The sequence below is a fragment of the Limosilactobacillus secaliphilus genome, assembly GCF_001437055.1.
In the GTDB taxonomy this organism is placed as follows: Bacteria; Bacillota; Bacilli; order Lactobacillales; family Lactobacillaceae; genus Limosilactobacillus; species Limosilactobacillus secaliphilus.
Genome location: NZ_JQBW01000009.1, coordinates 149007 through 174683 on the forward strand (window position 1 = coordinate 149007; position 25677 = coordinate 174683).

23 protein-coding genes and 1 riboswitch are annotated in these 25677 nt (G+C 48.2%); of the genes, 22 read left to right on the forward strand and 1 reads right to left on the reverse strand.

Annotation, left to right across the window (positions count from 1 at the left end; all coding sequences use genetic code 11):
- Window positions 1–235 precede the first annotated feature (235 nt).
- The 14 genes from hisS to IV45_RS04440 all read left to right on the forward strand — a co-directional run bounded on the left by hisS (window position 236) and on the right by IV45_RS04440 (window position 16318).
- Entirely contained in the window at window positions 236–1537 is a 1302-nt protein-coding gene (hisS, locus tag IV45_RS04375; protein WP_057741037.1) for a histidine--tRNA ligase, read from the forward strand.
- Window positions 1534–3321 carry an aspartate--tRNA ligase gene (gene aspS, locus IV45_RS04380; protein WP_057741039.1) on the forward strand — a complete coding sequence of 596 codons (1788 nt, stop codon included), beginning with the start codon at window positions 1534–1536 and terminating at the stop codon, window positions 3319–3321. Before hisS ends, aspS begins: the two co-directional genes overlap by 4 nt.
- Before the next feature lie 152 nt (window positions 3322–3473).
- Window positions 3474–3665, forward strand: a complete 192-nt coding sequence (gene rpsU / locus IV45_RS04385) for a 30S ribosomal protein S21 (protein WP_057741041.1) — start codon at window positions 3474–3476, stop codon at window positions 3663–3665.
- 58 nt (window positions 3666–3723) lie between these two features.
- Window positions 3724–4173: a GatB/YqeY domain-containing protein gene (locus tag IV45_RS04390; protein WP_057741042.1), complete on the forward strand. Its 450-nt coding sequence runs from the start codon at window positions 3724–3726 to the stop codon at window positions 4171–4173.
- 95 nt (window positions 4174–4268) lie between these two features.
- The gene (locus IV45_RS04395) at window positions 4269–5249 is read left to right on the forward strand and encodes a PhoH family protein (protein ID WP_057741044.1); all 981 of its coding nucleotides are present in this window, start codon (window positions 4269–4271) and stop codon (window positions 5247–5249) included.
- 6 nt (window positions 5250–5255) lie between these two features.
- Window positions 5256–5723, forward strand: a complete 468-nt coding sequence (ybeY, locus tag IV45_RS04400) for an rRNA maturation RNase YbeY (protein WP_057741045.1) — start codon at window positions 5256–5258, stop codon at window positions 5721–5723.
- A complete protein-coding gene (locus IV45_RS04405; RefSeq protein WP_057741047.1) occupies window positions 5707–6105 on the forward strand; it encodes a diacylglycerol kinase family protein in 399 nt (132 codons plus the stop codon). The genes ybeY and IV45_RS04405 overlap by 17 nt, the downstream gene beginning before the upstream one ends.
- Window position 6106: 1 nt before the next feature.
- On the forward strand, window positions 6107–7012 hold the full coding sequence (gene era, locus IV45_RS04410) for a GTPase Era (RefSeq protein ID WP_057741049.1): 906 nt from the start codon (window positions 6107–6109) through the stop codon (window positions 7010–7012).
- Window positions 7013–7104: 92 nt separating this feature from the next.
- On the forward strand, window positions 7105–7887 hold the full coding sequence (recO, locus tag IV45_RS04415) for a DNA repair protein RecO (RefSeq protein WP_057741051.1): 783 nt from the start codon (window positions 7105–7107) through the stop codon (window positions 7885–7887).
- Window positions 7888–8160: 273 nt separating this feature from the next.
- Window positions 8161–9153, forward strand: a complete 993-nt coding sequence (gene glyQ / locus IV45_RS04420) for a glycine--tRNA ligase subunit alpha (protein ID WP_057741053.1) — start codon at window positions 8161–8163, stop codon at window positions 9151–9153.
- A complete protein-coding gene (gene glyS, locus IV45_RS04425; protein ID WP_057741055.1) occupies window positions 9153–11234 on the forward strand; it encodes a glycine--tRNA ligase subunit beta in 2082 nt (693 codons plus the stop codon). Before glyQ ends, glyS begins: the two co-directional genes overlap by 1 nt.
- 145 nt (window positions 11235–11379) lie before the next feature.
- Window positions 11380–13245 carry a DNA primase gene (gene dnaG, locus IV45_RS04430; protein ID WP_057741057.1) on the forward strand — a complete coding sequence of 622 codons (1866 nt, stop codon included), beginning with the start codon at window positions 11380–11382 and terminating at the stop codon, window positions 13243–13245.
- Between the two features lie 2 nt (window positions 13246–13247).
- Window positions 13248–14393 (forward strand): RNA polymerase sigma factor RpoD, encoded by a 1146-nt coding sequence (rpoD, locus tag IV45_RS04435; RefSeq protein WP_057741059.1) that lies wholly within the window; start codon window positions 13248–13250, stop codon window positions 14391–14393.
- Window positions 14394–14788: 395 nt separating this feature from the next.
- Window positions 14789–16318, forward strand: coding sequence for an MFS transporter (locus IV45_RS04440; RefSeq protein ID WP_057741060.1), 1530 nt, complete (start codon window positions 14789–14791; stop codon window positions 16316–16318).
- Between the two features lie 69 nt (window positions 16319–16387).
- On the opposite strand, the gene dapF is transcribed toward IV45_RS04440, so the two are convergent.
- A complete protein-coding gene (gene dapF, locus IV45_RS04445; protein WP_057741062.1) occupies window positions 16388–17398 on the reverse strand; it encodes a diaminopimelate epimerase in 1011 nt (336 codons plus the stop codon).
- Window positions 17399–17581: 183 nt separating this feature from the next.
- Window positions 17582–17764: riboswitch (Lysine riboswitch) on the forward strand.
- Between the two features lie 99 nt (window positions 17765–17863).
- Here dapF and lysA point away from each other — a divergent pair.
- The 8 genes from lysA (at window position 17864) to IV45_RS04485 (ending at window position 25669) form a co-directional block, all read left to right on the forward strand.
- Window positions 17864–19183, forward strand: a complete 1320-nt coding sequence (lysA, locus tag IV45_RS04450; RefSeq protein ID WP_057741219.1) for a diaminopimelate decarboxylase — start codon at window positions 17864–17866, stop codon at window positions 19181–19183.
- Between the two features lie 54 nt (window positions 19184–19237).
- Window positions 19238–19951 (forward strand): 2,3,4,5-tetrahydropyridine-2,6-dicarboxylate N-acetyltransferase, encoded by a 714-nt coding sequence (gene dapD, locus IV45_RS04455; protein ID WP_057741064.1) that lies wholly within the window; start codon window positions 19238–19240, stop codon window positions 19949–19951.
- Window positions 19952–19954: 3 nt separating this feature from the next.
- Window positions 19955–21106, forward strand: a complete 1152-nt coding sequence (locus IV45_RS04460) for an N-acetyldiaminopimelate deacetylase (protein ID WP_057741066.1) — start codon at window positions 19955–19957, stop codon at window positions 21104–21106.
- Window positions 21107–21122: 16 nt separating this feature from the next.
- Complete coding sequence (dapA, locus tag IV45_RS04465; protein WP_057741068.1) at window positions 21123–22040, forward strand: 4-hydroxy-tetrahydrodipicolinate synthase; 918 nt, start codon at window positions 21123–21125, stop codon at window positions 22038–22040.
- A gap of 4 nt (window positions 22041–22044) precedes the next feature.
- Window positions 22045–22824, forward strand: a complete 780-nt coding sequence (gene dapB, locus IV45_RS04470) for a 4-hydroxy-tetrahydrodipicolinate reductase (RefSeq protein ID WP_057741069.1) — start codon at window positions 22045–22047, stop codon at window positions 22822–22824.
- 57 nt (window positions 22825–22881) lie between these two features.
- Window positions 22882–24063, forward strand: a complete 1182-nt coding sequence (locus IV45_RS04475) for an aminotransferase class I/II-fold pyridoxal phosphate-dependent enzyme (protein WP_057741071.1) — start codon at window positions 22882–22884, stop codon at window positions 24061–24063.
- 93 nt (window positions 24064–24156) lie between these two features.
- Entirely contained in the window at window positions 24157–24867 is a 711-nt protein-coding gene (locus IV45_RS04480) for a tRNA (adenine(22)-N(1))-methyltransferase (RefSeq protein WP_057741072.1), read from the forward strand.
- Window positions 24851–25669 (forward strand): Nif3-like dinuclear metal center hexameric protein, encoded by an 819-nt coding sequence (locus tag IV45_RS04485; RefSeq protein ID WP_057741074.1) that lies wholly within the window; start codon window positions 24851–24853, stop codon window positions 25667–25669. The genes IV45_RS04480 and IV45_RS04485 overlap by 17 nt, the downstream gene beginning before the upstream one ends.
- Window positions 25670–25677 lie beyond the last annotated feature (8 nt).

Genomic DNA, 25677 nt, shown 5'->3' on the forward strand with positions numbered 1-25677 from the left:
AAATTGAATTTCTGATAGCTGTTGATGAGAAGTGATCAGCAAGTCATAGTTCAGAGAGCGGATGGTTGGTGCAAATCCGTCGAATGGCTACTGAGTGACACCTCGGAAGCTAGGTAATACCCGTCGTGTTATGCGACGTTATCAATGAGTGATACCAAGGTGGTACCGTGCGAAAGCACCCTTGAATTTTCAAGGGTGCTTTTTTAGTTATCAGGAATTGTAGGGGGGGATCCGAATGCGTTATCAACGTCCAAAAGGGACCGCGGATGTTCTGCCTGGCGATAGTGCCAAGTGGGAATACGTTGAGCGGTTGGCGAGTGAAATCTTCAACCGTTACGGTTACCGGGACATTCGAACGCCAATGTTTGAAAACTATGCTATCTATGCCCGTTCTGCGGGTGATACGTCTGATGTCGTTACCAAAGAAATGTATGATTTCAAGGACAAGGGTGATCGTCACGTTGCTCTGCGCCCAGAAGGCACGGCAGGCGTTGTCCGGGCGTTTGTTGAGAACAAATTGTATGGTCCTGAATTTCAGAAACCGTACAAGGTCTACTACATGGGCCCAATGTTCCGCTATGAACGTCCGCAATCGGGCCGGCAGCGTGAGTTTCACCAAATCGGGGTTGAGGCGTTTGGTAGTGACAATGCCGCCGTTGACGTTGAAGTCATCGCAATGGCATTGCAGCTGTTCAAGCGTCTGGGCTTAAGCAATCTGCGCGTGGCCGTCAACACATTGGGTGATCAGAAGAGTCGCGATGATTATCGCACAGCGCTGATTGATTATCTCAAACCGCACTACGATGAACTCAGTGAAGATTCGCAGGAGCGCTTGGAGAAGAACCCATTGCGAGTACTTGATAGTAAGGATCCACGCGATAAGCAGTTTGTCGCCGATGCACCATCGATTCTCGATTACCTCACAGATAGTGCAAAGAAGCGATTCGAAACTGTAAAACAGATGCTTGACATGCTCGGCATTGACTATGTGGTTGATCCGGATATGGTGCGTGGGCTTGATTATTATAATCACACCATCTTTGAAATCATGGTCAAGGCTAAGTCACTCGGTAATGGTTACACCACTATCTGCGGTGGGGGCCGTTACGGTGGCCTGGTTGAGCAGCTTGGTGGTCCGGACCTCTCCGGTGTTGGTTTTGGAATCGGTGAGGAACGGTTACTGCTGTTACTCAACGATGAAGGAATCAAGCTGCCAATCCAATCCGAGTTGGATCTTTACGTTGTCGGAATTGGCGAAGATACCAATGCCGAAAGCTTGCAGTTGGTTCAAGCTGCACGTGCATGTGGCTTGAGTGCCGACCGTGATTACCTTAATCGCAAACCCAAGGCACAATTTAGGACGGCTGCCCGTTTAGGTGCCAAGGTTGTAATTACTATCGGCAGCCGCGAAAGGAGTGAGGGAACGGTACATTTTAAAGTCATGGCTACTGGTAAGGAAGAAACCTTACAATTATCGGATCTCTTAAAGAACTTTCAGGAAGTTTATTCAAGGCATTTAGAGGAGGATCTAAGATGAAAAGAACTAATTATGTAGGCCGCACGAGCGAAAAGCAAATTGGCCAAGAAGTTGTATTAAAGGGCTGGGTTGCCAGTCGTCGTAGCTTTGGTGGTTTGATCTTCATCGACTTACGTGACCGTGAAGGTATTGTTCAATTGGTCTTTGACGAAAAGAAGTACCCAGAAGCATTCAAGGTTGCTAACGAAGTCCGGAACGAATACATCATTGAAGTACGTGGTGTTGTTCGGAAGCGTGCTGAAGTAAACCCTGATATGGAAACTGGGACCATTGAAGTTGAAGTTGAAGAAGCCAACCAGCTGGCTACTTCCATGACTCCACCATTCTCCGTTAAGGATGATACCGAAGCTAACGAAGAAATGCGGTTGAAGTACCGGTTCATCGACCTTCGTCGGCCAAAGATGATGAAGTACTTGAAGCTGCGGAGCAAGATGACCTCCATTGTTCACCGTTACTTCGATAACCATGACTTCCTGGATGTTGAAACCCCTGACTTAACCCGTTCCACTCCTGAAGGTGCCCGGGACTTCTTGGTACCATCTCGGACTTACCCAGGTCACTTCTACGCACTGCCACAATCACCACAACTGTTCAAGCAATTGCTGATGGCTGCTGGTGTTGACCGTTACTACCAAATGGCTCGTTGCTTCCGTGATGAAGACCTTCGTGGTGACCGTCAACCAGAATTTACCCAAATCGATATGGAAATGTCCTTCGCATCAGCTGAAGAAATTCAGGAAACTACTGAAGGCTTAATCAAGATGATGATGAAGGAAATCAAGGGCATTGACATTAAGACCCCATTCCCACGGATGAAGTGGCAATACGCCATGGACAAGTATGGTACTGATAAGCCAGATACTCGTTTCGAAATGTTAATTGAAGACTTGACTGACCTGTTCAAGAACTCTTCATTCAAGCTCTTCGCTAACGAAGCTAACCAAGAACGGCACTTTGTACGTGCTATCTGTGTTCCACAGGGTGCTGAAAAGTACTCACGCAAGGACCTGGAAGAAAAGGAAGAATACATCAAGCGTTATCATGCTAAGGGCTTAGCATGGGTTAAGGTTGGTGCTAACGGCTACACCGGCACCATTGCTGACCAAATCAGCGACCAGGCTGAAGAAATCAACAAGCGCTTAGGTGCTCACGAAGGCGACTTGATCATCTTTGTTGCTGGTAGCTTCCAAGTCGTTTGTGACTCACTTGGCTGGATCCGTCGGAAGATCGGTCACGAAATGCACATGATGAACAAGGACCAGTGGAACTACATGTGGCTGGTTGACTGGCCAATGTTCGAATACGATGAAGGCTGGGGCCGTTGGATCGCTGCTCACCACCCATTCACTATGCTGAACCCTGAAGACCTTCACTACCTGAACGATGGCGAAGACCCACACAAGGCTCACGCTCAAAGTTACGACATTATTCTTAACGGTCAAGAAATCGGTGGTGGTTCCATCCGTGTACACGACCCTAAGATTCAAGAGAAGATCTTCAAGGCTCTGGGCTACAGCAAGGAAGAAGCAAATACCCGGTTTGGCTTCCTGATCAAGGGTCTGGAATACGGTATGCCTCCTGAAGGTGGTCTGGCCTTTGGCTTCGACCGTTGGGTTCTGATGTTGGCACATGCTAACAGCATTCGTGACGTGGTTCCATTCCCTAAGAACTCCAAGGGTATTGAACCAATGACCGCTGCTCCTGGCACTGTTTCACAGGGTCAACTGGATGAACTGCACATTGCAGTTAACAAGAACACCGGTCACGTTAACCCAAAGGACTAATCGCTAACAATTAAATTTGATTGTTAAACGATGATTTTAATTAGTAAGTCTTGACAATTTCATAGTGGCTGATTAAAATTGATCGAGTAATGTGTGATTGATTTTTATAGTCAAGCAGTACGATTTTTAAGCTCGGAGGGAGGGAAATCAATATGTCAAAGACAATCGTTCGGAAGAATGAATCCTTGGATGATGCTCTTCGGCGCTTTAAACGTTCTGTTTCACGCAACGGGACTCTTCAAGAATACCGGAAACGTGAGTTCTATGAAAAGCCAAGCGTAAAACGTAAGTTGAAATCTGAAGCGGCACGTAAGCGTAAGAACCGTCGTCGGCGTCGTTACTAATGCCGTTTTAAACTCCTGGTCATGTTGCCAGGAGTTTTTTTGTCAGGAGGAATGAATCATGAGTTTATTGGATACACTGAAAAAAGACATGATCGCTGCCATGAAGGCGAAGGACAAGGACACTTTAAGCGTTATTCGGATGCTCAAAGCTTCTGCACAAAACGAACAGATTAAGCTGGGTCATGATTTGAAGCCAGAAGAAGAAAGTGCTTTGATGGCCCGCGAATACAAACAGCGTAAGGAATCCCTGGAAGAATTCAAGAAGGCTGGCAGAGACGACCTGGTTGAATCTACCAACAAGGAATTGGCCGTTGTTGCTAAGTACATGCCTAAGCAGATGTCTGAAGATGAAATCAAGCAAGCAGTTGCTGAAACCATCAAAGAAGTCGGCGCTAGTGGCATGAAGGACTTTGGTAAAGTAATGGGTGCTATTATGCCAAAGGTCAAGGGCAAGGCTGATGGTAAGGCAGTTAACCAAGCTGTTAAGTCCGCTCTGCAGGCCATGTAATTAATCTGCCTAAAATTCAGAAGAGGGGGACAGTATTCAACTGTCCTCCTCTTTTGCTATGCTATAATAAGCAAAGAATATTTTGTAAGGGAGTCATGTTTTTGGCCAACGATGCGCAACAATTTACAATGACCTACAAGATTGATAGTCCGCAGGTTGAAGTGGGGTTATTAGGGACCCAAGATAAATACGTTGCCTTATTAGAACAAGGAATGGATGTTGCTGTCAATCCTTTCGGCGATCAGTTGAAGATTACCGGGGAAGATGAAGACGTTCACCTGACAGTCGCCGTTCTGGATCAGTTAGTTAAATTACTGGAGCAGGGGATCACCATCAGCAGCACTGACATTGTGAGTGCAATGAAGATGGCTCACCGTGGTACGCTCCAGTACTTCACCGATTTGTATAGTGAAAAGATCATTAATGATCGCAAGGGTCGCCCGATTCGGGTTAAAAACTTCGGTCAACGGCAATATGTCCGGGCAATGAAGAATAATGACATTACTTTTGGTATTGGCCCGGCCGGCACTGGTAAGACCTACCTGGCGGTGGCCATGGCCATTGCGGCGTTGAAGCGTGGCGACGTCGAGCGGATTGTCCTCACTCGGCCAGCAGTTGAAGCCGGTGAAAGTCTAGGCTTTTTGCCAGGTGACCTGAAGGAAAAGGTTGACCCATACCTGCGTCCCATCTATGACGCACTCAACGCGATTTTTGGTGCTGACCACACTGAACGCTTAATGGAAAGAGACACGATTGAAGTTGCACCATTAGCCTACATGCGTGGACGGACGCTGGATAATGCCTTTGTGATCTTGGATGAAGCGCAAAACACCACTAACGCCCAGATGAAGATGTTCCTGACTCGTCTTGGCTTTGGTTCGAAGATGGTGGTCAACGGGGATGTGTCCCAGATCGACCTGCCAAAAGGAAACCACAGTGGCCTGATTGCCGCTCCGAAGATTTTAGCTAACGTGCCTTCCATTGAATTTGTGCACTTCACTGCCGAAGATGTTGTCCGGCACCCTGTCGTAGCTAAGATCATTACCGCCTACGAAGAACACACGAAGCAGAAGTAGTTACTTATGGAATTAGAAATGTATGACCATTCTGATGGCAAGCTGACCGATCATGATCGCGAGTTGTGTGAGGGTGTGTTGGCTTTTGCTGCCAGAGAGATCAATCTTACCCCTTATTCATCGATGTCTGTGACCTTTGTCCGCAACCCGGAAATCAAGGAAATTAACCGGAAATACCGGGGTGTTGATCGTGCTACCGATGTCATTTCGTTTGCCATCAATGATGACGATGATGACGTGTTTGAACAACTAGCAGGTGAGGAACGGTTGGACTTAGGCGACCTGTTTGTGTCACTGGATAAGGTTGATGAACAGGCACTGTTTTTAAACCATTCAAAGGATCGTGAATTAGCCTACCTATTGGTTCATGGCTTTCTGCATTTGAATGGCTATGATCATGAAACCAAAGAAGAAGAAGCAAAGATGTTTGCGATTCAAGAAAGAATTCTGACTAATTATGGCCTTCCCCGATAAACATCAAACAAGTAAAAATCGTCGTTTCCTACAGGCGCTTTACCATGCCCTGCAAGGGATTGGCGCCGTGATCAAGCAAGAACGCAACATGCGCTTCCACGTCTTCAGTGCGGTCATGGTAATCATCGTTGGCTGCTGTCTACGGCTGAACGCTCATCAATGGCTGTGGTTGTTCCTGGCCATTACGGCGGTCTTTGCGGCCGAATTTTTGAATACGGTGGTCGAAACCATGTGTGATCTGATCGTGGGTCACCACTATGATCCGAACGTAAAGAAAGCCAAGGATGTTGCCGCTGGGATGGTGCTGTTAATGGCAGCGTTTGCGGTCTGCGTTGGTTTATTGATCATGGGACCACCGTTGTTAAAAGTAATTGGAGGTTAAAATGGATAATCCTAATTATCATTCTGGTTTTGTGGCATTAATTGGCCGTCCCAATGTGGGTAAATCGACCCTGCTCAACTACGTGGTGGGGCAGAAAGTGGCCATCATGAGTGATGTGCCGCAAACAACCCGTAACAAAATTCAAGGGATTTACACGTCTGACAAGGCGCAGATTGTCTTTATCGACACGCCTGGGGTGCATAAACCACGCACCAAGTTAGGTGACTTCATGGAGCAATCCACGATGTCGGCCTTAAGCGAAGTTGATGCGGTCCTCTTCCTGGTTAGTGCAACCGAAAAGCGCGGGCCGGGTGATGATTTCATCATTGAACGTTTGAAGAAGGTTCAGAAGCCGATTTTCCTCGTTGTGAATAAGATTGATGCCGTTCACCCGAATGATTTACCGGACATTGTTGCTCAATACAAGGACGCCTTGCCATTTAAAGCGGTGGTGCCGATTTCTGCTTTGCAAGGTAACAACGTCAATCAACTGATGAATCAACTGACTGATTTGATGCCGAAGGGGCCACAGTATTACCCGAGCGACCAGGTTTCTGATCACCCAGAACGGTTTGTCATTGCTGAACTGATTCGGGAAAAGGTCTTTCAGCTGACCCGGCAAGAAGTTCCGCACTCTGTGGCCATCGATGTCACCCAGATCAAGCGGCAGAACGAAAAGACGATTCACATCAGTGCCAACGTGATTGTTGAGCGTCCCGGCCAAAAGGGCATCATCATCGGCAAAAAGGGACAGATGCTCAAAAAGATTGGTCAATTAGCGCGAACGGACATTGAACAGCTGTTGGGCGACCACGTTTATCTCCAGTTGTGGGTTAAGGTGGTCCCTGACTGGCGTGATAAGTCAACGATGCTGAAGGATTATGGCTACCGTGGGCGTGATTACTAGGATTTGATTAAACGGAGCTAATCTTTGAATAATTAGGTTTAAAAGAGACGAAGTTCAGGCTTGGTCTCCTTTTTAAGTCAGGGGGTGTTTTGATGAGTCGGGTAAATGAAAGTTTTGCAGGCATTATCATGAGTCGGCGTGACTATCGCGAACATGACCTCCTCGTCAAGATTCTGACCGATTCGATGGGCCCCCTCATGTTTCTAGTCCGGGGTGCCAAACGGAGCCGGTCTAAGCTGGCGGCCGCCGTCTTGCCATTTAGCTATGGTCAATACGTTGGTATGTTGGATCCACAACGGCTCAGCTACCTGATCACCGTCAAAGAACTGCACCAGTGGGATCGAATTGGGGCCGATATTGACCGCAATGCGTATGCCACCTATCTGCTGGAATTGGTTGACCATGCCTTTCAAGAGGGTCAATCGATCGGTGCATGGTACCAGCAGGTCGAACGCGCCCTCGCTTTAATCAACGCAGGCCGTGATCCTCAAGTCATCACCAACGTCTTGGAGGTCCAGCTTTTAGGTCGTTTCGGTGTGGCGCCGCAATGGCAGCATTGTGTGGTCTGCAAGCGGCAACAAGGGCCCTTTGATTATTCGGAGGCCTATGGTGGACTTCTGTGTGCCGACCATTGGGAACTGGATCCTCACCGCCTGCACCTGGGTAGTAAGACCGTTGCTTATTTGCAGCTGTTTTCGACCTTGAACCTGCAGAAAGTGGACCAGGTTAATGTGCGGCCGCTGGTCAAACGCAATTTGCGGTGGGCACTTGATAAGATTTATAACGACCAGGTGGGCCTTTTCTTGAAGAGCAAGCATTTTATTGATTCCATGAATAGTTGGGATCAAGATCTCAACGGCTTACTGAAAAAATAGCGCTTTCAAAATTGACTTTTATGGCAATGGTTGTATGATTACAAGTGTTCAATGTAAATATCAGCGACGATGACGAAGTAAAAGATGGCATCTAACAGCGACCAGGGGAGAGTGGAAGCCCTGGATGATGCTTTAAGGCACTTTATCAGTTGCATTTAAGCAAGCTGTTTCACGATGAGTGGAAAAGCAGGGTGGAACCGCGAATTAATTCGTCCCTGCAATGGTTGGGTCAAACTAGCCATTGCAGGTTTTTTTGTGGAAAGGAGTAAGCGAATGGCACAAAAAATGACCGTTCAAAACATCATCTTTACACTGGAGCAGTATTGGGCCAAACAAGGCTGCATGCTGATGCAGGCGTACGATAACGAAAAAGGGGCCGGAACGATGAGTCCGTATACTTTCTTACGGGCAATTGGTCCTGAACCTTGGGATGTCTGCTACGTCGAACCTTCTCGGCGGCCAGCTGATGGTCGGTATGGTGAAAACCCCAACCGGCTTTACCAGCACCACCAGTTCCAAGTATTGATGAAGCCATCACCGGATAACATCCAAGACCTTTACTTAAACAGTCTGAAGGTTTTAGGAATTGATCCGTTGGAACACGATATTCGTTTTGTTGAAGATAACTGGGAGAACCCATCCATGGGCTGTGCCGGTGTTGGTTGGGAAGTTTGGCTCGACGGGATGGAAATTACCCAGTTTACCTACTTCCAAGTCGTTGGTGAACTGCCAATGAACCCCGTTGCTTCCGAAATTACTTACGGACTGGAACGGTTAGCTGAATACATTCAAAACGTCGACTCCGTTTATGACCTGGAATGGGGCAAGGGTGTTTTGTATGGCGACATTTTCAAGGAACCAGAATATGAACACTCCAAGTACGCTTTTGAAGAAAGTAACCAGGAAATGCTGTTAAATGCCTTTGATAACTATGAAAAAGAGGCTAAGCGGCTGATCAAGTTAGGTCTGGTTCACCCGGCATACGATTACGTGTTGAAGTGCAGTCATACCTTTAACCTGCTGGATGCTCGTGGTGCGGTTTCAGTAACTGAACGGGCCGGCTACCTGCACCGAATTCGGATCATGGCCAAGTCGATTGCCAAGGCATTCGTCAACGAGCGGCGTAAACGTGGCTTCCCGTTGATCCATGATGACGCTCAACGAGAAAAAGTGCTCGCAGAATATAACAAGCGGGCTGAAAAGGCTGCGCAACGTGCTGCCAAACGGGCAAAGAAACTGGCTAAGGCTAAGAAGGAGGATCAATAATGACGGAACATTCATATTTATTGGAAGTCGGCGTTGAAGAAATGCCGGCACATGTGGTAACGCCAAGTATTCACCAACTGCGTGACCGCTTCGCCAAGTACTTAAAGGATCAACGGATTGCCTTTGATGCGATCCACGAATTTGCTACTCCACGGCGCTTAGCATTGCTGGTAACCGGCCTGGCTGATCGTCAGCCTGACATTGATAAATCCGTAAAGGGCCCTGCCAAGAAGATTGCCCAAGATAGTGATGGCAACTGGACCAAAGCAGCGATTGGCTTTACGAAGGGTCAAGGTGCCAGTGTTGACGACATTCAGTTCAAGGATGTGAAGGGTGTCCAATACGTTTTCGTTGAGAAGCACATCGCTGGTAAGCCGGTGGCTAAAGTCTTAAAGGGTCTGCCGGATGTGATTACGAAGATGAACTTCCCAACTTTGATGCGCTGGGGAACTAACCAGCTGGAATTCATTCGGCCAATTCGGTGGTTGGTTTCACTGTTGGACGACCAAGTGGTGCCATTCAAGATTTTGGATGTAACTGCTGGCCGTACCTCGCGTGGTCACCGTTTCCTTGGCAAGGAAGTCGAATTACAAAACGCCACTGATTATGAAGAGGCACTGAAGAAGCAGTTTGTAATTGTCGATCAGGCTAAGCGTAAGGACCTGATCAAGTCACAAATTAAGAAGATTGTGGACGACCACAACTGGGTGCTTGACGAAGATGCCAACCTGCTGGAAGAGGTCAATAACCTGGTTGAATGGCCAACTGCCTTTGCTGGTTCTTTTGATACTAAGTACCTGCAATTGCCAGACGCGGTTTTGATTACTTCCATGCGTGATAACCAACGTTTCTTCTGTGTTCGTGATCATGACGGCAAGCTGTTGCCACACTTCATCTCTGTGCGGAATGGAAACACGGATTACCTGGACAATGTGATTAAGGGTAACGAACGGGTCCTGGTTCCACGGCTGGAAGATGCTCGTTTCTTCTACCAGGAAGACCAAAAGTTGACCATCGATCAGTATGTTGAACGACTCAAGCGGGTCAGCTTCCACGATAAGATCAGTTCAATGTACGACAAGATGGCGCGGACTGCGGTTATTGCCCGCTTGATTGGTCAACAACTTGGCTTGAGTGCTGATGAATTGAGCGACCTTGACCGGGCTGCCCACATCTACAAGTTTGACCTGACTACCCAGATGGTTGGCGAGTTTGCTGAACTGCAAGGGGTCATGGGGGAAATCTACGCTAAGCTCTTTGGCGAAAAAGCTGATGTTGCCCAGGCAATTCGGGAACACTACATGCCAATTTCTGCTGAAGGCGAATTACCGGCAAGCAAATTAGGCACGATTTTGGCGATTGCCGACAAACTGGATTCCATCTACTCATTCTTTGCAGTGGGGATGATCCCATCAGGCTCCAACGACCCTTATGCTTTGCGGCGGCAGGCATACGGCATTGTGCGGATGATTGCTGCTAATGACTGGCAGTTGCCAATCCTGTCTATGCAAGACGACGTGACGGCGGCCCTGAAGCAAGCCAACGTTGAACCAGACTTCGACTATGCATACAACGAGAAGCAGGTCTACGCATTCTTTATCGATCGGCTGAAGCAATACTTCAGTGGTCAACACTTGCGTCATGATATTGTTGATACGGTCACAGCCACCTCTGTTGACTCGATTGCCACGGTGCTGAATGCCGCACATGTCCTGAACGAACACAAAGATGACGAAGGCTTCAAGGATGACATCGAAGCATTGACCCGGGTTGTTCGGATTGCCAAGAAGGGTGATCAAAAAGCTGAACAGACAACGGTTGATCCATCCCTGTTCCAGAATCCTTCCGAAAAAGACTTGTACACGCAAGTTCAAAGCGTTGACGAGCATTTCAGCCGGACTGATCTGGAGAAGGATCTGGCAGCATTGCGGTCCTTGAGAGCGGTAATTAGTGCTTACTTCGATGAAAACATGATTATGGACAAGGACGAGAAGATTCGGGCTAACCGTTTGGCCCAACTGCGGTTAATCGCACGTGACGCCGCCATCTTTGGTGACCTTGATTCCCTGATCGTTAAATAAAAAGCTTTAAACAAGTGAATTGCTTTCTGATTTGTTTGTGTTAAAATTTAGATAGTTAAATTTGGCGTAGTATGTGCAATTTAAGGTCGCATTCCAATTTTGGGAAGCGACCTTTCGTTACTATACAGTGTTAGGGGGTTGAGCAATGGCCAAAATTCCTAACGAATTGATTGACCGGATCCGGGATTCAGTCAATATCGTTGACGTCATCAGCCAAGATGTCCAGCTGCGAGCACAAGGCAAGAATTTGATGGGTCATTGCCCATTCCACCGTGATGATACGCCATCCTTTGCGGTGAACGAACAAAAACAATTCTTCTATTGCTTCAGTTGTCACCGCAGTGGGAATGTGTTTGGCTTTTTGCAGCAGCTTCATCATCTATCATTTCCGGAAGCCGTCGAAAAAGTCGCCCAAATGGCTAATATTTCGCTTCCTCGTCAGTATGAACCAGGGGCCAATGAAGCAAACTCGCAGACCTCACAGGTGGGGCAGCTGATCAATTTGCATCAGACAGCGGCTAAGCTTTATCACCACATCCTCGTTTCGACCCCCGCGGGCGGTGCAGCTCTTCACTACCTGCAAAAGCGGGGAATGAGCCGGCAACTGATTGACGAGTTTAACTTGGGTTTTGCCCCCGATGGCGATGAGGAAGTGCTTCTCGAATACTGCCAGCAGCAAAAGCTCGATTATCAGCTGCTGCGAAAGTCCGGCCTCTTTGTCACTGACCGTGCCGGCAACCTGCATGACCGTTTTCATGGGCGGGTCATGTATCCGCTGGATGGCAGTAATGGTCAGGTGATCGGCTTCTCTGGGCGGATCTTAGCCAGCAAGGGTAACGATCACGAGCCTAAGTACTTAAACAGTCCGGAGACCGAATTGTTTAACAAGCGGCAGAGCCTGTTTAATTTGCACCGTGCTAAGAAAGCCGCTCGGACCGCTGGCAAAATCATCCTGTTTGAAGGCTTCATGGACGTGATTTCAGCCTTTGGTGCGGGAGTTGCTAACGGTGTGGCTTCCATGGGGACCAGCTTGACTGATGAACAGGTGCAGATCATCCAGCGTTTTTGCAATGAAGTGGTGGTCTGCTATGACGGTGATGATGCCGGTCAGAATGCTATTGACCGGGCAATTAAGTTAATTGCGCAAGATGCGCCGAAGTTGACGATTCGCGTTGTGCAGTTACCCGCTGGCCTAGACCCTGACGAGTACGTTCAACAAAAGGGCGCCCAGAGCTTCCAGCAGTACCTAGAAGGCCATGTGGAGACACCGGTTGAATTTCAACTGCACTACTTGCGGCGGGGTCTAAACCTCCACCAGCAAGATGAGTTGATTGGCTATTTGAATGCGGTCCTGCGCATTATCGCCGGTGTATCGTCAGCGGTTGAGCAAAACGTCTATCTTAAGGAATTGGCGGATGAATTTGGGTTGACGGTGGCTAGTTTGCAGGACCAAGTTAAGCAAATTGGTCAAACTCTACCTAAGCGGCCTGCACAAAAGGCACCAACCAACTTCAATGCGCCAGTGGATGATAGTCCTGAGCCGGCCGCCGATCCTCACGTGGTCAGCAAGGTTGAGGGTGCAGAAAGGCGTTTGTTGGCTTATTACCTGGACGATGAAGAAGTGCGGCAACATTTGGACCAGTTGAATGGTTTTCAGTTTGCCCACGACGCATATCAGAAGGTTTATAATGCGGTGCGTGATTACTTAGCGCAGAATCAAAAGCCATCCATTGCCGCCATTCTCGATCAACTGCCTGACGATCAGAGTCGCTCAATCTTGAGTGAAGTCAGCAATTTGAAGGTTGATCATGATTCGACGGATGAAGTCGTGAATGACTGCATTGCGGTGGTGATGGACGAGGCACCGCTCAAACAGCAAATTCAGGCAAAACAGGCTGCTTTAAATGAGGCTGCGATGGTTAACGATGAGGCTGCAACAACGAAAATTGCACAGGAATTAGTTCAACTCTATCAGAAGCAACAAAACATGAAGACGGAGGAGATTGGTTAATAATGGCAAAAGCAAAGAAAGATCTCGTAATTTCCAACCAGGACGACTTTGATCAGAAGAAGTATGACCGGGCTGTCGGCAAATTAATCCGCGATTACAAGAAAAAGAAGAACATTCGCTACGATGAATTGAGCAAGCAGATTGCCGAACCATTTGACCTGAATGCTGACGGTATCGATAATTTGATGCAAAACGTTGAAGATGCCGGAATCTCTGTCGTAGATGAGAATGGTGACCCAGATCCACGGGCACTGAAAGCAACGGAAAAGCTGTCCCAAAAGGTGGTTAAAGACCGTGACACCTCTGCACCAACCGGGGTGAAGATCAACGACCCAGTCCGGATGTACTTGAAGGAAATCGGTCGGGTCAACCTGCTGACGGCTGATCAGGAAGTTGAATTAGCCTTACGGATCGAAAAGGGTGATGAAACTGCCAAGCAGGAACTGGCCGAAGCTAACTTGCGGCTGGTGGTTTCCATTGCCAAGCGTTATGTCGGCCGGGGTATGCAATTCCTGGACCTGATTCAAGAAGGTAATATGGGTCTGATGAAGGCCGTGGAAAAGTTCGATTACCGTAAAGGTTTCAAGTTCTCCACTTACGCTACCTGGTGGATTCGGCAAGCCATTACGCGGGCCATTGCTGACCAAGCACGGACGATCCGGATCCCAGTTCACATGGTCGAAACCATTAACAAGCTGATCCGTATTCAGCGGCAACTGCTTCAGGACTTAGGCCGTGAACCGCTGCCAGAAGAAATCGGTGCTGAAATGGATATGCCAACCAAGAAGGTTCGTAACATCCTGAAGATTGCTCAGGAACCTGTTTCTCTGGAAACGCCAATTGGTGAAGAGGATGACTCACACTTAGGCGACTTTATCGAAGACCATGATGCAACGAGTCCTGCCGACCACGCTGCATATGAAATGATGAAGAAGCAACTGGAGAACGTACTGGATACGCTGACTGATCGGGAAGAAAACGTGCTGCGTTTACGGTTCGGTTTAGATGACGGCCGTACCCGGACCCTGGAAGAAGTTGGTAAAGTCTTTGGGGTTACCCGTGAACGGATTCGGCAAATTGAAGCCAAAGCCTTACGCAAGCTGCGGCACCCATCACGTTCTAAGCAGTTGAAGGACTTCTTGGAGTAATCAGCTCCTAATTTCTACAAACGTAAAAAAGATCTAAATGCACTAAAATAGTGTGCAAATGAATTCCCTGTAACCAAATATTGGTCCTGGGAATTTTTTTTGTTGTTAGGCTAGTTACATAAATAAGATTATGTAAATAATGCGCTGAGGACTGTCAATTATCTGTGACAAATAAAAGGATTTATGTTCAATAATGTCTATGAACCTAGCAGATTTAGGAAGAATTTCTATTATTTTCAGCAAAATAGAACAATAGTGTTATAATTAAACTATAAATGAAACCGGTTACATTTTATGGCTGATCTTGTTAATTAAGTGAGAACGGGATCAGATTATTTTTTGAGCAGAAATGGGAATGTTCCCATTTAAAGATCAATTCTTTAGGAGGCTCTCTTTTGTCAAGAAAGAATCATAAAATAACCAACTGGACGCGGATTGCCTATGGTTGTGGGCACCTGATGGGGAATTCAGTTTCCGCAATGTCTGGAGCCTGGCTACTGTTCTTCTACACGACCTTTGGTAACTTGTCAGCGAAGTCGGCGGCCACCATTTTCTCCATTGCGACGATTTTGCAAGGATTTGCCAACCCATTGATTGCCTTTGTCTCAGACAACTTCTACGTTACGAAGATTGGTCGACGGTTTGGTCGGCGGCGTTTCTGGATCATGATCGGTGCGCCAATGATGCTCCTGTACCCATTACAATGGATTGCCCACATGAACTACTGGTACTACCTGTTTAGCTATATTTTATTCGAACTCATTTATACGATGTGTTCAATGCCTTATGGGACTTTATCCGTTGAAATGAGTACGAGCTTTAAGGAACGTAACTACCTGGTTGGCTACGGTGAAATGATTGCTAAGATTGCTAACTTCACCGTTGCGGCTTTGCCTGGACTGGCTTTCTCCTTCATGGGAACGAGTTCACCATATTCATTCCTGGTAGTGGCAATCCTGTTGTCCGTCGTCATGTGTGCCGGTGAATTGCTGGTTTACTTCAACACCTGGGAATTATCGCCCGATGAGGTTAAGGTGGAACACATCGATAACTGGTGGGAAGCCATTAAGAAACTCTTTATCGATTACCTGTCAACCTTAAGAATCCGTGCCTTCAGACGGCAACTGGGTGTCTACATGTTTGGTAAGGGTTCTGTGGACCTTTACACGGCGGTCTTTACTTACTTCATCGTCTTTGCAATGAAGAAGCCTGCGACACTGGTTTCTGGGATCAACAGTATGGCTGCCATCTTACAGTTAGGGGCAACGGCAGTCTTCATGGTTGTTATGACCAAGAAGGGCTTTAAGATGCCATTCACTGCTTGTTTGTGTGTGGTAATGGCTTCCGTTATTTCTTACGCATGTCTCTACTGGTTCCACATTACCAGCACGGCCGCAATTATCTTCGTGGCGGTCTTCATCTCAACCTTCATCGGTGGGGTTTACTACACGCCATGGGCTATTTACCCATTCATTCCTGATGTTGACGAAGCCGTTACCAACCGGCGGCGTGAAGGGGTTTACTCCGCTGCAATGACCCTTTGTGGCCGTCTGATGCAGGCATGTTATGTCTTCGTCATGGGCATGGTGCTGGACCACTTCGGCTTTGTGAAGAGTGCTAAGGTTCAACCAGAAAGTGCCGTCCATGCGATTATTGGTGTCCTGGTCATTGGTGTGTGCTTCATGGCCATCGTTGGTTTGATTTCGGTTTGGAAACTGAACTTGAATAAGCACACCCACACCATTTTGATGAACGAAATTCAACGGGTCCACAACGGCGGCTCAATGGCCGATGTTACACCAGAAGCTCGTGCCGTTGTTGAAGACTTGACTGGCTGGAAGTATGAACAGTGTTTCGGTCACAACAATGTTGGCTACCAAGGCAGCAAGCGTGACCGCGAAGAAGCTGCGAAAAAACAGCAATAGACATTAATTTACTTTTGCAAGTAAAAAATCGGTCAGGAATTATTTCCTGACCGATTTTTGTGCTCTAAATTAGTGTTTGAGGTTGACGTTGATTGGGCGCGGCAAACTATGGATGTAGTCGACATAAGCCGCTTGTTCCTTGGTTTGCTCAAAATGGACTTGGTCGGTGACTACATGAGCGGCATGCAACGCCTCTTCGTCGACATCGATTACATCGGTGACGGTGGCATTACCGATTAATTCCATCCAGTAGTGGGGACGATCGAAGTGGACAATCACCTGGACCTTGCCACCAGGATTGAAAACGTCAATCGGCTGATCCAAGGCGGCTTGCTCGGGATGGGTGAGACAAAAGGCGAGGGAAGTGGCCGCCATCCCAGTACCACAAGCATTCGTAAAACCAACGCCGCGTTCAAAGGTCCGGACAAAGAGCCGGTTGGGCCCCAGAAAAACGGCAAAACTGACGTTGACCCCATCCGTGAAGTAAGGGTTTGTGCCATTCAAGTAACGGCCTAGCTGACCGAGAACGTCACTCTTGAGGGTAGTTTCGTCCACAAAACTGATCAGGTGGGGGTTGGGCACTGCAACGGCGGTGAAGCGCAGATCGGGCTGCAATTCAGGAACATAGTCGTTGATCATCCGCTCGTTACCTAAGCCCTTAAAAGGCAGCGATTCAGGACTGAAGAGGACGGGTGAGATCTCAACGGCGAATGCAGGGACGTTGGGTGCCAAGTCCTTTTGCTTTGCTACTCGGAGGTCGACATGCATCGTTTGGATGGTGAAACTGGTTTGACCAGTCTTCTGGGTTAGGTAACGGGCAACCGTCCGGAGCCCGTTGCCGCACATGGAGGCCTCACTTCCGTCGGCATTAATGACCCGCATTCGCGCCAAAGGACCTGGGTGATCAGCCTGGGTCACCGCTAGCAACCCGTCAGCACCATTGAGGATGCCCGTTTTGGGATCACACAATTGTTGGGCAAGCCGACGCAGTTCTTTATCCGCTAAAGGCTTTTTCAGAAGCATCTGATCAAGAATGAAGAAATGATTTTGTGAGCCATGAACCTTTAACAATTGTGTCATGATGTCCCTCCTCGAATATTTAAATTTGATTAGATAATATGTGTTCGTATACTAAAACATTTATTAGACACATTCAAGCATCAACCCTCAACTAAATTATAAATAATCATAGTTATATTAAGCAAAAATGAGAGAACTATTAAATTTGCGTTGACGATCAGCTAACAGCCGCCTATAATTTAAAGCATTCGAAGAGGCGCGACCAACAAAAGTAGCGGTTACGAGTCGGGATCAGATGAAGACCAATCGTGAAAGGGGCGGTCGCCGAGGTGATAAGCATGATCAACACTTATTTAACCGGGTCGTGATTTAAGAGATTACGGACTGTCGTAGGCTACAGAGGTTTACGGTGCGCTATCGAGGACAGTGAATGCCAGGCTGGTATTTTGCGGTGCGCCGATGCATCGCTTTTTTTATACCCTCAGCTCTTCGACAAATCTAAGTGAGTGAGGTAAAAGAGCAATGATGAATGAACAATTGACAGCTGAAAACATAAACTCTGCAGGGCATCTGCAAATTGGCGGCGTAGACACTTTAAAGCTTGCTGAACAATTCGGCACGCCCTTGTATGTTTATGACGTAAGTAAGATTCGCAATCAGATTCGGCACTTTAAGCAGGTTTTTGAAGAGAAAAAGGTGCCCTATGTAATTTCGTATGCTAGCAAGGCCTTCTGTGCAATGGGCATCTACCAGGTGATCCAGCAGGAAGGAATTCATGCGGATGTGGTTTCTGCTGGCGAAATGCAAACGGCCATCGATGCTAGTTTTCCCATGCAAAATATCAGTTTCCATGGCAACAATAAGTCGGTCGCAGAGCTGGAAATGGCCATCAAGCATGGGGTGGGCTTGATCATTATTGATAACTTCCATGAAATTGATTTGCTGAATCGAGTACTGCAAGAACAGCAAACAACTTGCAAGGTCATGATTCGCATTACCCCAGGAATTGCGTCGCATACCCATTCCTACATTGCGACCGGGCAGGTTGACAGCAAGTTTGGTTTTGATCTGCAGTCTGGTCAGGCTGACCGTGCTTTGCAGATGATTTTAAAGAGTAGCCGGATGGACTTAGTGGGAGTTCACGCCCACATCGGCTCACAAATTTTTGACAGCCGGGGCTTCGATGCGGCCGCCCGCAAGCTGGTAGATGTGGCTGCTCACTGGAAGTCAGAATACGGCTATGAAGCTGCTGCGATCAATGTTGGTGGTGGCTTCGGCATTCAATATACGGCGCAACAAAAGCCGGTGGCACCAGAAGAATTTGTTGAGGACATTGTGAGTGCGATTGTCGATGAAGTCACAAAGACTGACCTTAAGATGCCGGCCATCTGGATCGAGCCTGGTCGTTCCTTAGTTGGGCCAGCTGGCTATACCCTTTATACAGTTGGCTCGCGCAAAGAGATTCCGGGTGGCTATGAACCGTTTGTGGCGGTCGATGGCGGTATGGGGGACAACATCCGTCCTGCTCTGTACCATGCCGAATATGAAACGGTTTATGCTCGTGACCCACAGGCGCCAGCAGTTGAACAAGTCCGCCTGTGTGGCAAATACTGTGAGTCTGGAGACATCTTGGCAGAACACCAGCCATTGCCGCAGACTAAGCCTGGCGATGTTTTAGCGATGTTGGACACGGGCGCTTATGGTTATGCCATGGCGTCAAACTACAACCGTAACCCACGCCCAGCAGTCGTCTTTGTTGAGAATGGGCAGGCACGGTTAGTCGTTCGGCGGGAAACTCCTGCAGATGTGAGCCGCTTAGATTTGAACTACCTGAACATCGAGTAGGGAGCGACTTCCATAACATCGGTGATACAATAAAAATAAAAAGGAGTATCAGTTATGGCTAAATTAGATGCACAAAGTATCATTAATTATATTGGCAACGCACCTAAGAAGACCCCAGTTAAAGTGTATTTACGAGGTCAGCACCTGAATCAAATTGATTTCCCGAAAGACTGTGATCCATACGTCGAAGATAAGACGGGAGTTGTCTTTGGCGATTGGGCGGATCTTAAACCATTTCTGCAGGCCCACCAGGACGATTTTGATGGCGTCCGGATTGAAAACAATGCCAGGAATTCAGCCGTTCCAATGCTCGATTTGAAAGAAATTAATGCCCGGATCGAACCGGGAGCCATCATTCGTGATCAGGTTTCAATTGGTAATAATGCCGTTGTGATGATGGGCGCGGTCATTAATATCGGAGCGGAAATTGGTGACGACACGATGATCGACATGGGCACCATTCTAGGTGGTCGTGCCATTGTCGGTAAACACTGCCATATTGGTGCCGGTACCGTCTTAGCGGGCGTTATTGAACCAGCTTCTGCTAAGCCGGTTCGGATTGATGACAATGTTTTGATCGGGGCTAACGCGGTCGTCTTAGAAGGCGTCCACGTTGGTGAAGGAGCGGTAGTAGCTGCCGGAGCGATTGTAACCGACGACGTTAAGCCGCACACGGTTGTCGCTGGTGTGCCAGCCCGCTTCATTAAGAATGTTGACGAGCAGACTGACAGCAAGACCGGATTGGAAGAAAACCTAAGGAAGCTGTAATTCATGACCGAATTTGACACACAAACTTTGATTAACATTCGCCGTCACTTGCATAAGATTCCTGAGCTGGCCCTGCACGAGACGCAAACCCATGCCTATCTGCGCCAGCTGGTCAGTCAACTGCCGCAAGATCATTTGGAAGTGCGTGAACCCGCCGAATTACCCACTGCAATGATGGTTTTAGTGCATGGCAGCGATCCACAAAGAACAATTGGCTACCGGACAGATATCGATGCTTTGCCGGTTGCTGAACAGACGGGCCTGCCGTATGCGTCGCAGCATCCAGGTGTCATGCACGCATGTGGTCACGATATTCATATGACCGTTGCAATGGGCGTGCTGAGTTATTTTGCTAATCACCAGCCTAAAGACAACTTGCTCGTCTTCTTCCAACCGGCGGAAGAGAGTGAAGCCGGTGGCAAACGGGCCTATGAATTGGGGCTGTTCAAGGGTAAGTGGTGCCCTGACGAATTTTATGGTCTGCATGACAATCCAGAATTGCCAGCAGGTGCCATTGGCTGCCGAATGGGCACACTATTCGCTGGAACGACGGAAGTTAATATCGATATCGAGGGGAAGGGCGGCCATGCGGCTTTTCCCCAAGATGCCCGTGATACAGTGGTTGCGGCGGCTAGCTTGATCATGCAGGTTCAAACGATTGTCTCGCGGAGTATCGACCCCATTGATAGCGGGGTGGTCACCCTGGGTAAGATCAGCGGCGGTACGATCCGCAACGTGATTGCCGGTCACACCCGCATAGAAGGGACCATTCGCGGCTTAACGCAGAAGATGATCCTAAAGATTGATCAACGATTAAAGGACATTTGTACAGGAGTTGGCGCAAGCTTTGGCGTCAAAGTCAAATTAGGTTTGAACCAGGGCGGCTATTACCCAGTGGAGAATAATCCTGAATTGACGAAGCGTTTCATTCATTACATGCAGAACGCTGACAACATTAATTTCATCACCACGCGGCCGGCCATGACGGGTGAAGATTTCGGTTTCTTGCTGAACAAGTTCCCAGGCACGATGTTTTGGTTAGGGGTTAACGATGACTCACAATTACACTCAGCCACGTTAACGCCGGATGAAAGTTCAATTCAGCCAGGGGTCGACGCAATAACCGGATTTCTGAATTATCGAATGCAACATTAGGAGGACCAGAAAGACAATGGAATTAAAGGATGCTGATTTACTGACGGCCATTATTACGCCCTTTAACGATGAGGGTAAAATTGATTATGACTCGCTGACCAAGTTGACGAACTACTTGATTAAGGAGGGCAGCAATGGTTTCGTGATTGGTGGCACAACCGGTGAAACACCCGAATTGAGCCATGATGAAAAGTTGGAACTCTACCGGCGCTTTGGTGAGATCGTTCACGGTCGGGTGCCTGTGATTGCTGGAACTGGCAGCAACAATACTAAAGAAACCATCGCCTTTACGAATGAAGTAGCCAAGATTGCTGGTATTGACTATGCTCTGGTCGTGGTTCCGCCGTACAACAAGCCTAACCAGCGGGGGATGATGGCCCACTTCACGACAGTGGCCGACAATGTCAATATTCCGATAGTGATGTACAATATTCCTGGGCGGACTGGTTCCAAGATGGAAGCGGAAACAATCGTGACGTTATCGCATCACAAGAACATTGCCGCGGTCAAGCAGTGTGCCAGCCTGGAAGAAATGGAATACATCATTGAACACAAGGAACCAAGCTTCTGTGTATTTACTGGTGAGGACGCACAGGCGCTGACTTCACGTGTCTTGGGGGCTAATGGAGTGATCTCCGTGGCTTCACACAGTTACTGTCCTCAGATGCGCGAGATGTTTGATGACCTGTATCAAGGTAACTACCAGGCCGCAGCAAAGATTCAGCGCTGGTTAACTCCTAAGATGGCGGCACTGTTCATGTTCCCATCACCATCACCAGTTAAGGCCGTACTGAACGCACAAGGCTTTGCCGTTGGCGGCTGCCGTTTGCCGATCATGACCTTAAACGATGACGAAAAGACACAGTTAGCCCAAGCATTGGATCTGCCAGCAGACAGCTTGAATGGTCACCTGCCATTGAATTTGGGGGATTAGTAACATGAAGCGAGTTTTAATTGCCGGGATTAACGGTGCGATGGGTCAGAAGGTGGTCAACCTGGTCAACCACTTGGACGGATTTTCTGTGGCTGCCGGATTGGGCCTCAACCTTCACGATGGTCAACAGGCTCAGTTGCGCGTTTCAAAAGAGACGAAACTCTATGCCAGTTTGGATGAGATTGATGATCATGTGGCTGACGTGTGGGTGGACTTCACGGCACCCCAGGCGGTTTATCCGGACGTGAAGTATGCGCTTACGCACGGCATGAAGACGATTGTGGGGACGACCGGTTTAACTGATGAGCAGGAAGCTGACCTGCAGAAAGTGGCCAAAGACAACGGTCTGGGTGGCCTGATTGCACCCAACTTCGGTATGTCGGCCGTTTTGCTGATGAAGTTTGCCAAAGAGGCGGCCGCTTACTTCCCAGATGTCGAAATCATTGAGATGCACCATGCCGACAAGAAGGATGCGCCTTCGGGAACGGCTTTGAGCACGGCGAAGTTGATTGCCGAAAACCGTCAGCCCCATGAGAGTGCTCCCCACACGTTGGAAACCATGAAGAACGTGCGTGGCGGTGATTATCAAGGAATCCGGATCCATTCCGTTCGTCTTCCTGGTTACATTGCTCATGAACAAGTTTTGTTTGGCGGCAAGGGTGAGGCTTTGACCATTCGTCAAGACTCCTTTGATCGCGAATCGTTCATGAGCGGTGTGGCGGTTGCCTTGCAAAAGGTTGATCGTTTGGATGAGTTAGTTGTTGGTTTGGAAAACATCCTGTAAACAGCTATGTTGAGGGGCTGTTGCGGATGAGATTTTATTAGAAATGAGGTAATGGATATGCCTAAATTAGCACCAGAAATTAGTGGAATTGTCAGTCAAACAATTAAAAACATGCCAATGTCGGGGATTCGTGGCTTTGATAACAAGATTTCAACCATTCCCGGCATCTTGAAGCTGACCTTGGGTGAACCAGATTTCAATGTGCCGGACCACATTAAGGAAGCGGCCATTCAGGGCATTAAGGATAACGATTCGCACTATGCTGCGTCTAATGGGAAGTTGGAACTGCGGCAGGCAATTGCTAAGCGCCTGAAAGAGTCCCGTGGGGTGGACTACGACCCTAACGGTGAAATTCTGGTAACTAATGGGGCGACGGAAGGCCTTGGTGACATCATGCTGGGTGCCTTGAACCCTGGCGATGAAGTGCTAGTTCCAACGCCAGCCTTCTCACTGTACTTCTCGGTTATCCGGATGGCCGGTGCGAAGGTCGTTCAACTGGATACCTTCAAGAACGGCTTCGAATTGACCACGGATCAATTGAAGAAGGCTCTCGATGAGCACCCGAACGCAAAGATGATCTTGATGAATTATCCAAGCAACCCAACTGGTCGGGTCTACTCCAAAGAAAAGATTAAGGAACTGGCCGAACTGTTCAAGCAGCACCACATTTTGGTCGTAGCGGACGAAATATACAGTGACTTGGAATACAACCAGAAGCACTCTTCATTGGCTTCCTTGATTCCAGGACAAGTCCTCTTAGTTTCTGGGGTTTCCAAGTCCTTTGCTATGACCGGTTGGCGGATCGGCTTCATCGCTGGTCCGGCCGAACTGCTGGCTGAAATCACTAAGGTTCACAGTTTCTTAACGATTGCCGTCAACGACATCGCTCAAGACGCTGCCATCGAAGCATATGAACACGGTCAGGACGACCCACTCAAGTTTAAGGCGGCTTATGAAAAGCGGCGTGACTTCATCATGGGCAAACTGAAGGAGATGGGCTTTGAAATGGCTACTCCAGAAGGTGCCTTCTACATCTTCGCCAAGATCCCGGCTAAGTTTGGCAAGGACGACGAGAAGTTCGCGTTAGCCCTGGCACAAAAGGCAAAGGTCGGGGTTGTTCCGGGCAGCGCATTTGGTGACGGTGGCCAAGGATACATCCGAATTTCTTATGCGGCCTCAGACGAAAAGCTGGCTCAGGCAATGGCCCAAATTAAGGAACACTTATCGGAATTACAATAAAAGAAATAAACAAACACTGGTTAATTGTTTTATTAACCAGTGTTTTTGTTATAAATCATTGGTACAATAATAGTTATGTGGGAGGTGACCTGAATGGACGAACGACATTTGTCCAAACGTTTACAGGCAGTAGCCGATTTGGTGCCAGACAACGCCCGTCTGGCAGACATTGGCTCTGACCATGCTTATTTACCGGCCGCTCTACTGTTAGCTGACAAGATCAAGTATGCAGTGGCCGGAGAAGTTGCAAAAGGGCCGTTTGAAAACGAAAAAGCAGAGATCAATAAGTTGCAGATGCAAGATTGTTTGATCCCACGCTTGGCGGATGGCCTGGATGCAATTGAGAATGATGATCACATTGATACGGTTGTGATTGCCGGAATGGGCGGCTCATTGATTGAAGAGATCCTGGATCGGGGACAGGATAAACTGGCTGGGGTGAAACACTTGATTCTCCAGCCCAATATCGGTGAATACCGGCTGCGTAAGTGGTTAATGGAACATCATTTTCAGATTATGCATGAAGAATTGTTGGCGGATGAAGGTCACCGCTATGAAATTATCTTGGCGGAACCGTCGATTTGCCCAGTTCGTTATAACCAACGAGAACTGCTCTTTGGCCCGTTGTTGTTGGAACACCAAGGACCATTATTCGATGCCAAGTGGCAGTCTGAGGCCGGCCGCCTTGAGCAGGCACTGACCCAGATGGCAAAAGCCCAGTCACAGGATACGCAGCGAAAAGAACAGTTACAGGCCAAGCTCAATTTAATCAAGGGGGTAATCGGTAATGACCACGGGGAATGAAATCATTGCACGTTTTGAGCGTTTTTGCCCTCAAAGTCTTGCAGAAAGTTGGGACCATGTTGGTTTGCAAGTCGGCAATCCTGATCAACCCGTTCATAAGTTGATGACAACATTGGATGTGCGGCCAGAAGTTGTCCAGGAAGCAATTGACCGCCACGTCGATTTCATCTTTGCCCACCATCCAATTATGTTTCACCCGGCCAAGGATTTGGATACCCGCAACCCGCAGAACCAGATGTATGCCGATTTGCTCAGCCATCACATCACGGTTTACGCAGCGCATACGAACCTAGACGCAGCCAGTGGCGGAATGAACGATTGGTTAGCTGAAAAATTGGGGCTGAGTGACACCCGGCCACTGTTAAATAGAGGCGAGACACTAGGCGAAGACGGCAGCCAAGGCATGGGCCGGGTTGGCATGCTGAAACAGGCCATGTCCTACGATGAATTCGCTCAGTACTGCCTCAAGGTCTTTAACTTACAGGGCCTGCGCTTGATCAAACCCTTGACTGAACATCCGGTGCAACGAGTCGCCATCCTTGGTGGATCTGGCGGTCAGTTTTGGCCGGCCGCGGTTCATTTAGGGGCTGACGCTTACGTGACGGGAGATGTATCTTATCACGTAGCCCACGACATGAAGGCTAATAACCTGCTGGTAGCGGATGTTGGCCACCATGTTGAAGCCATCAGTATCAAAGGACTGGCCGATTTGTTGACCCGCTTCATGAAGGAAGACGCATGGGACTTTGAGATCGTTCAAACCCAAATCAATACCGACACTTATCAATACATCGTCAAATAAATATGAGG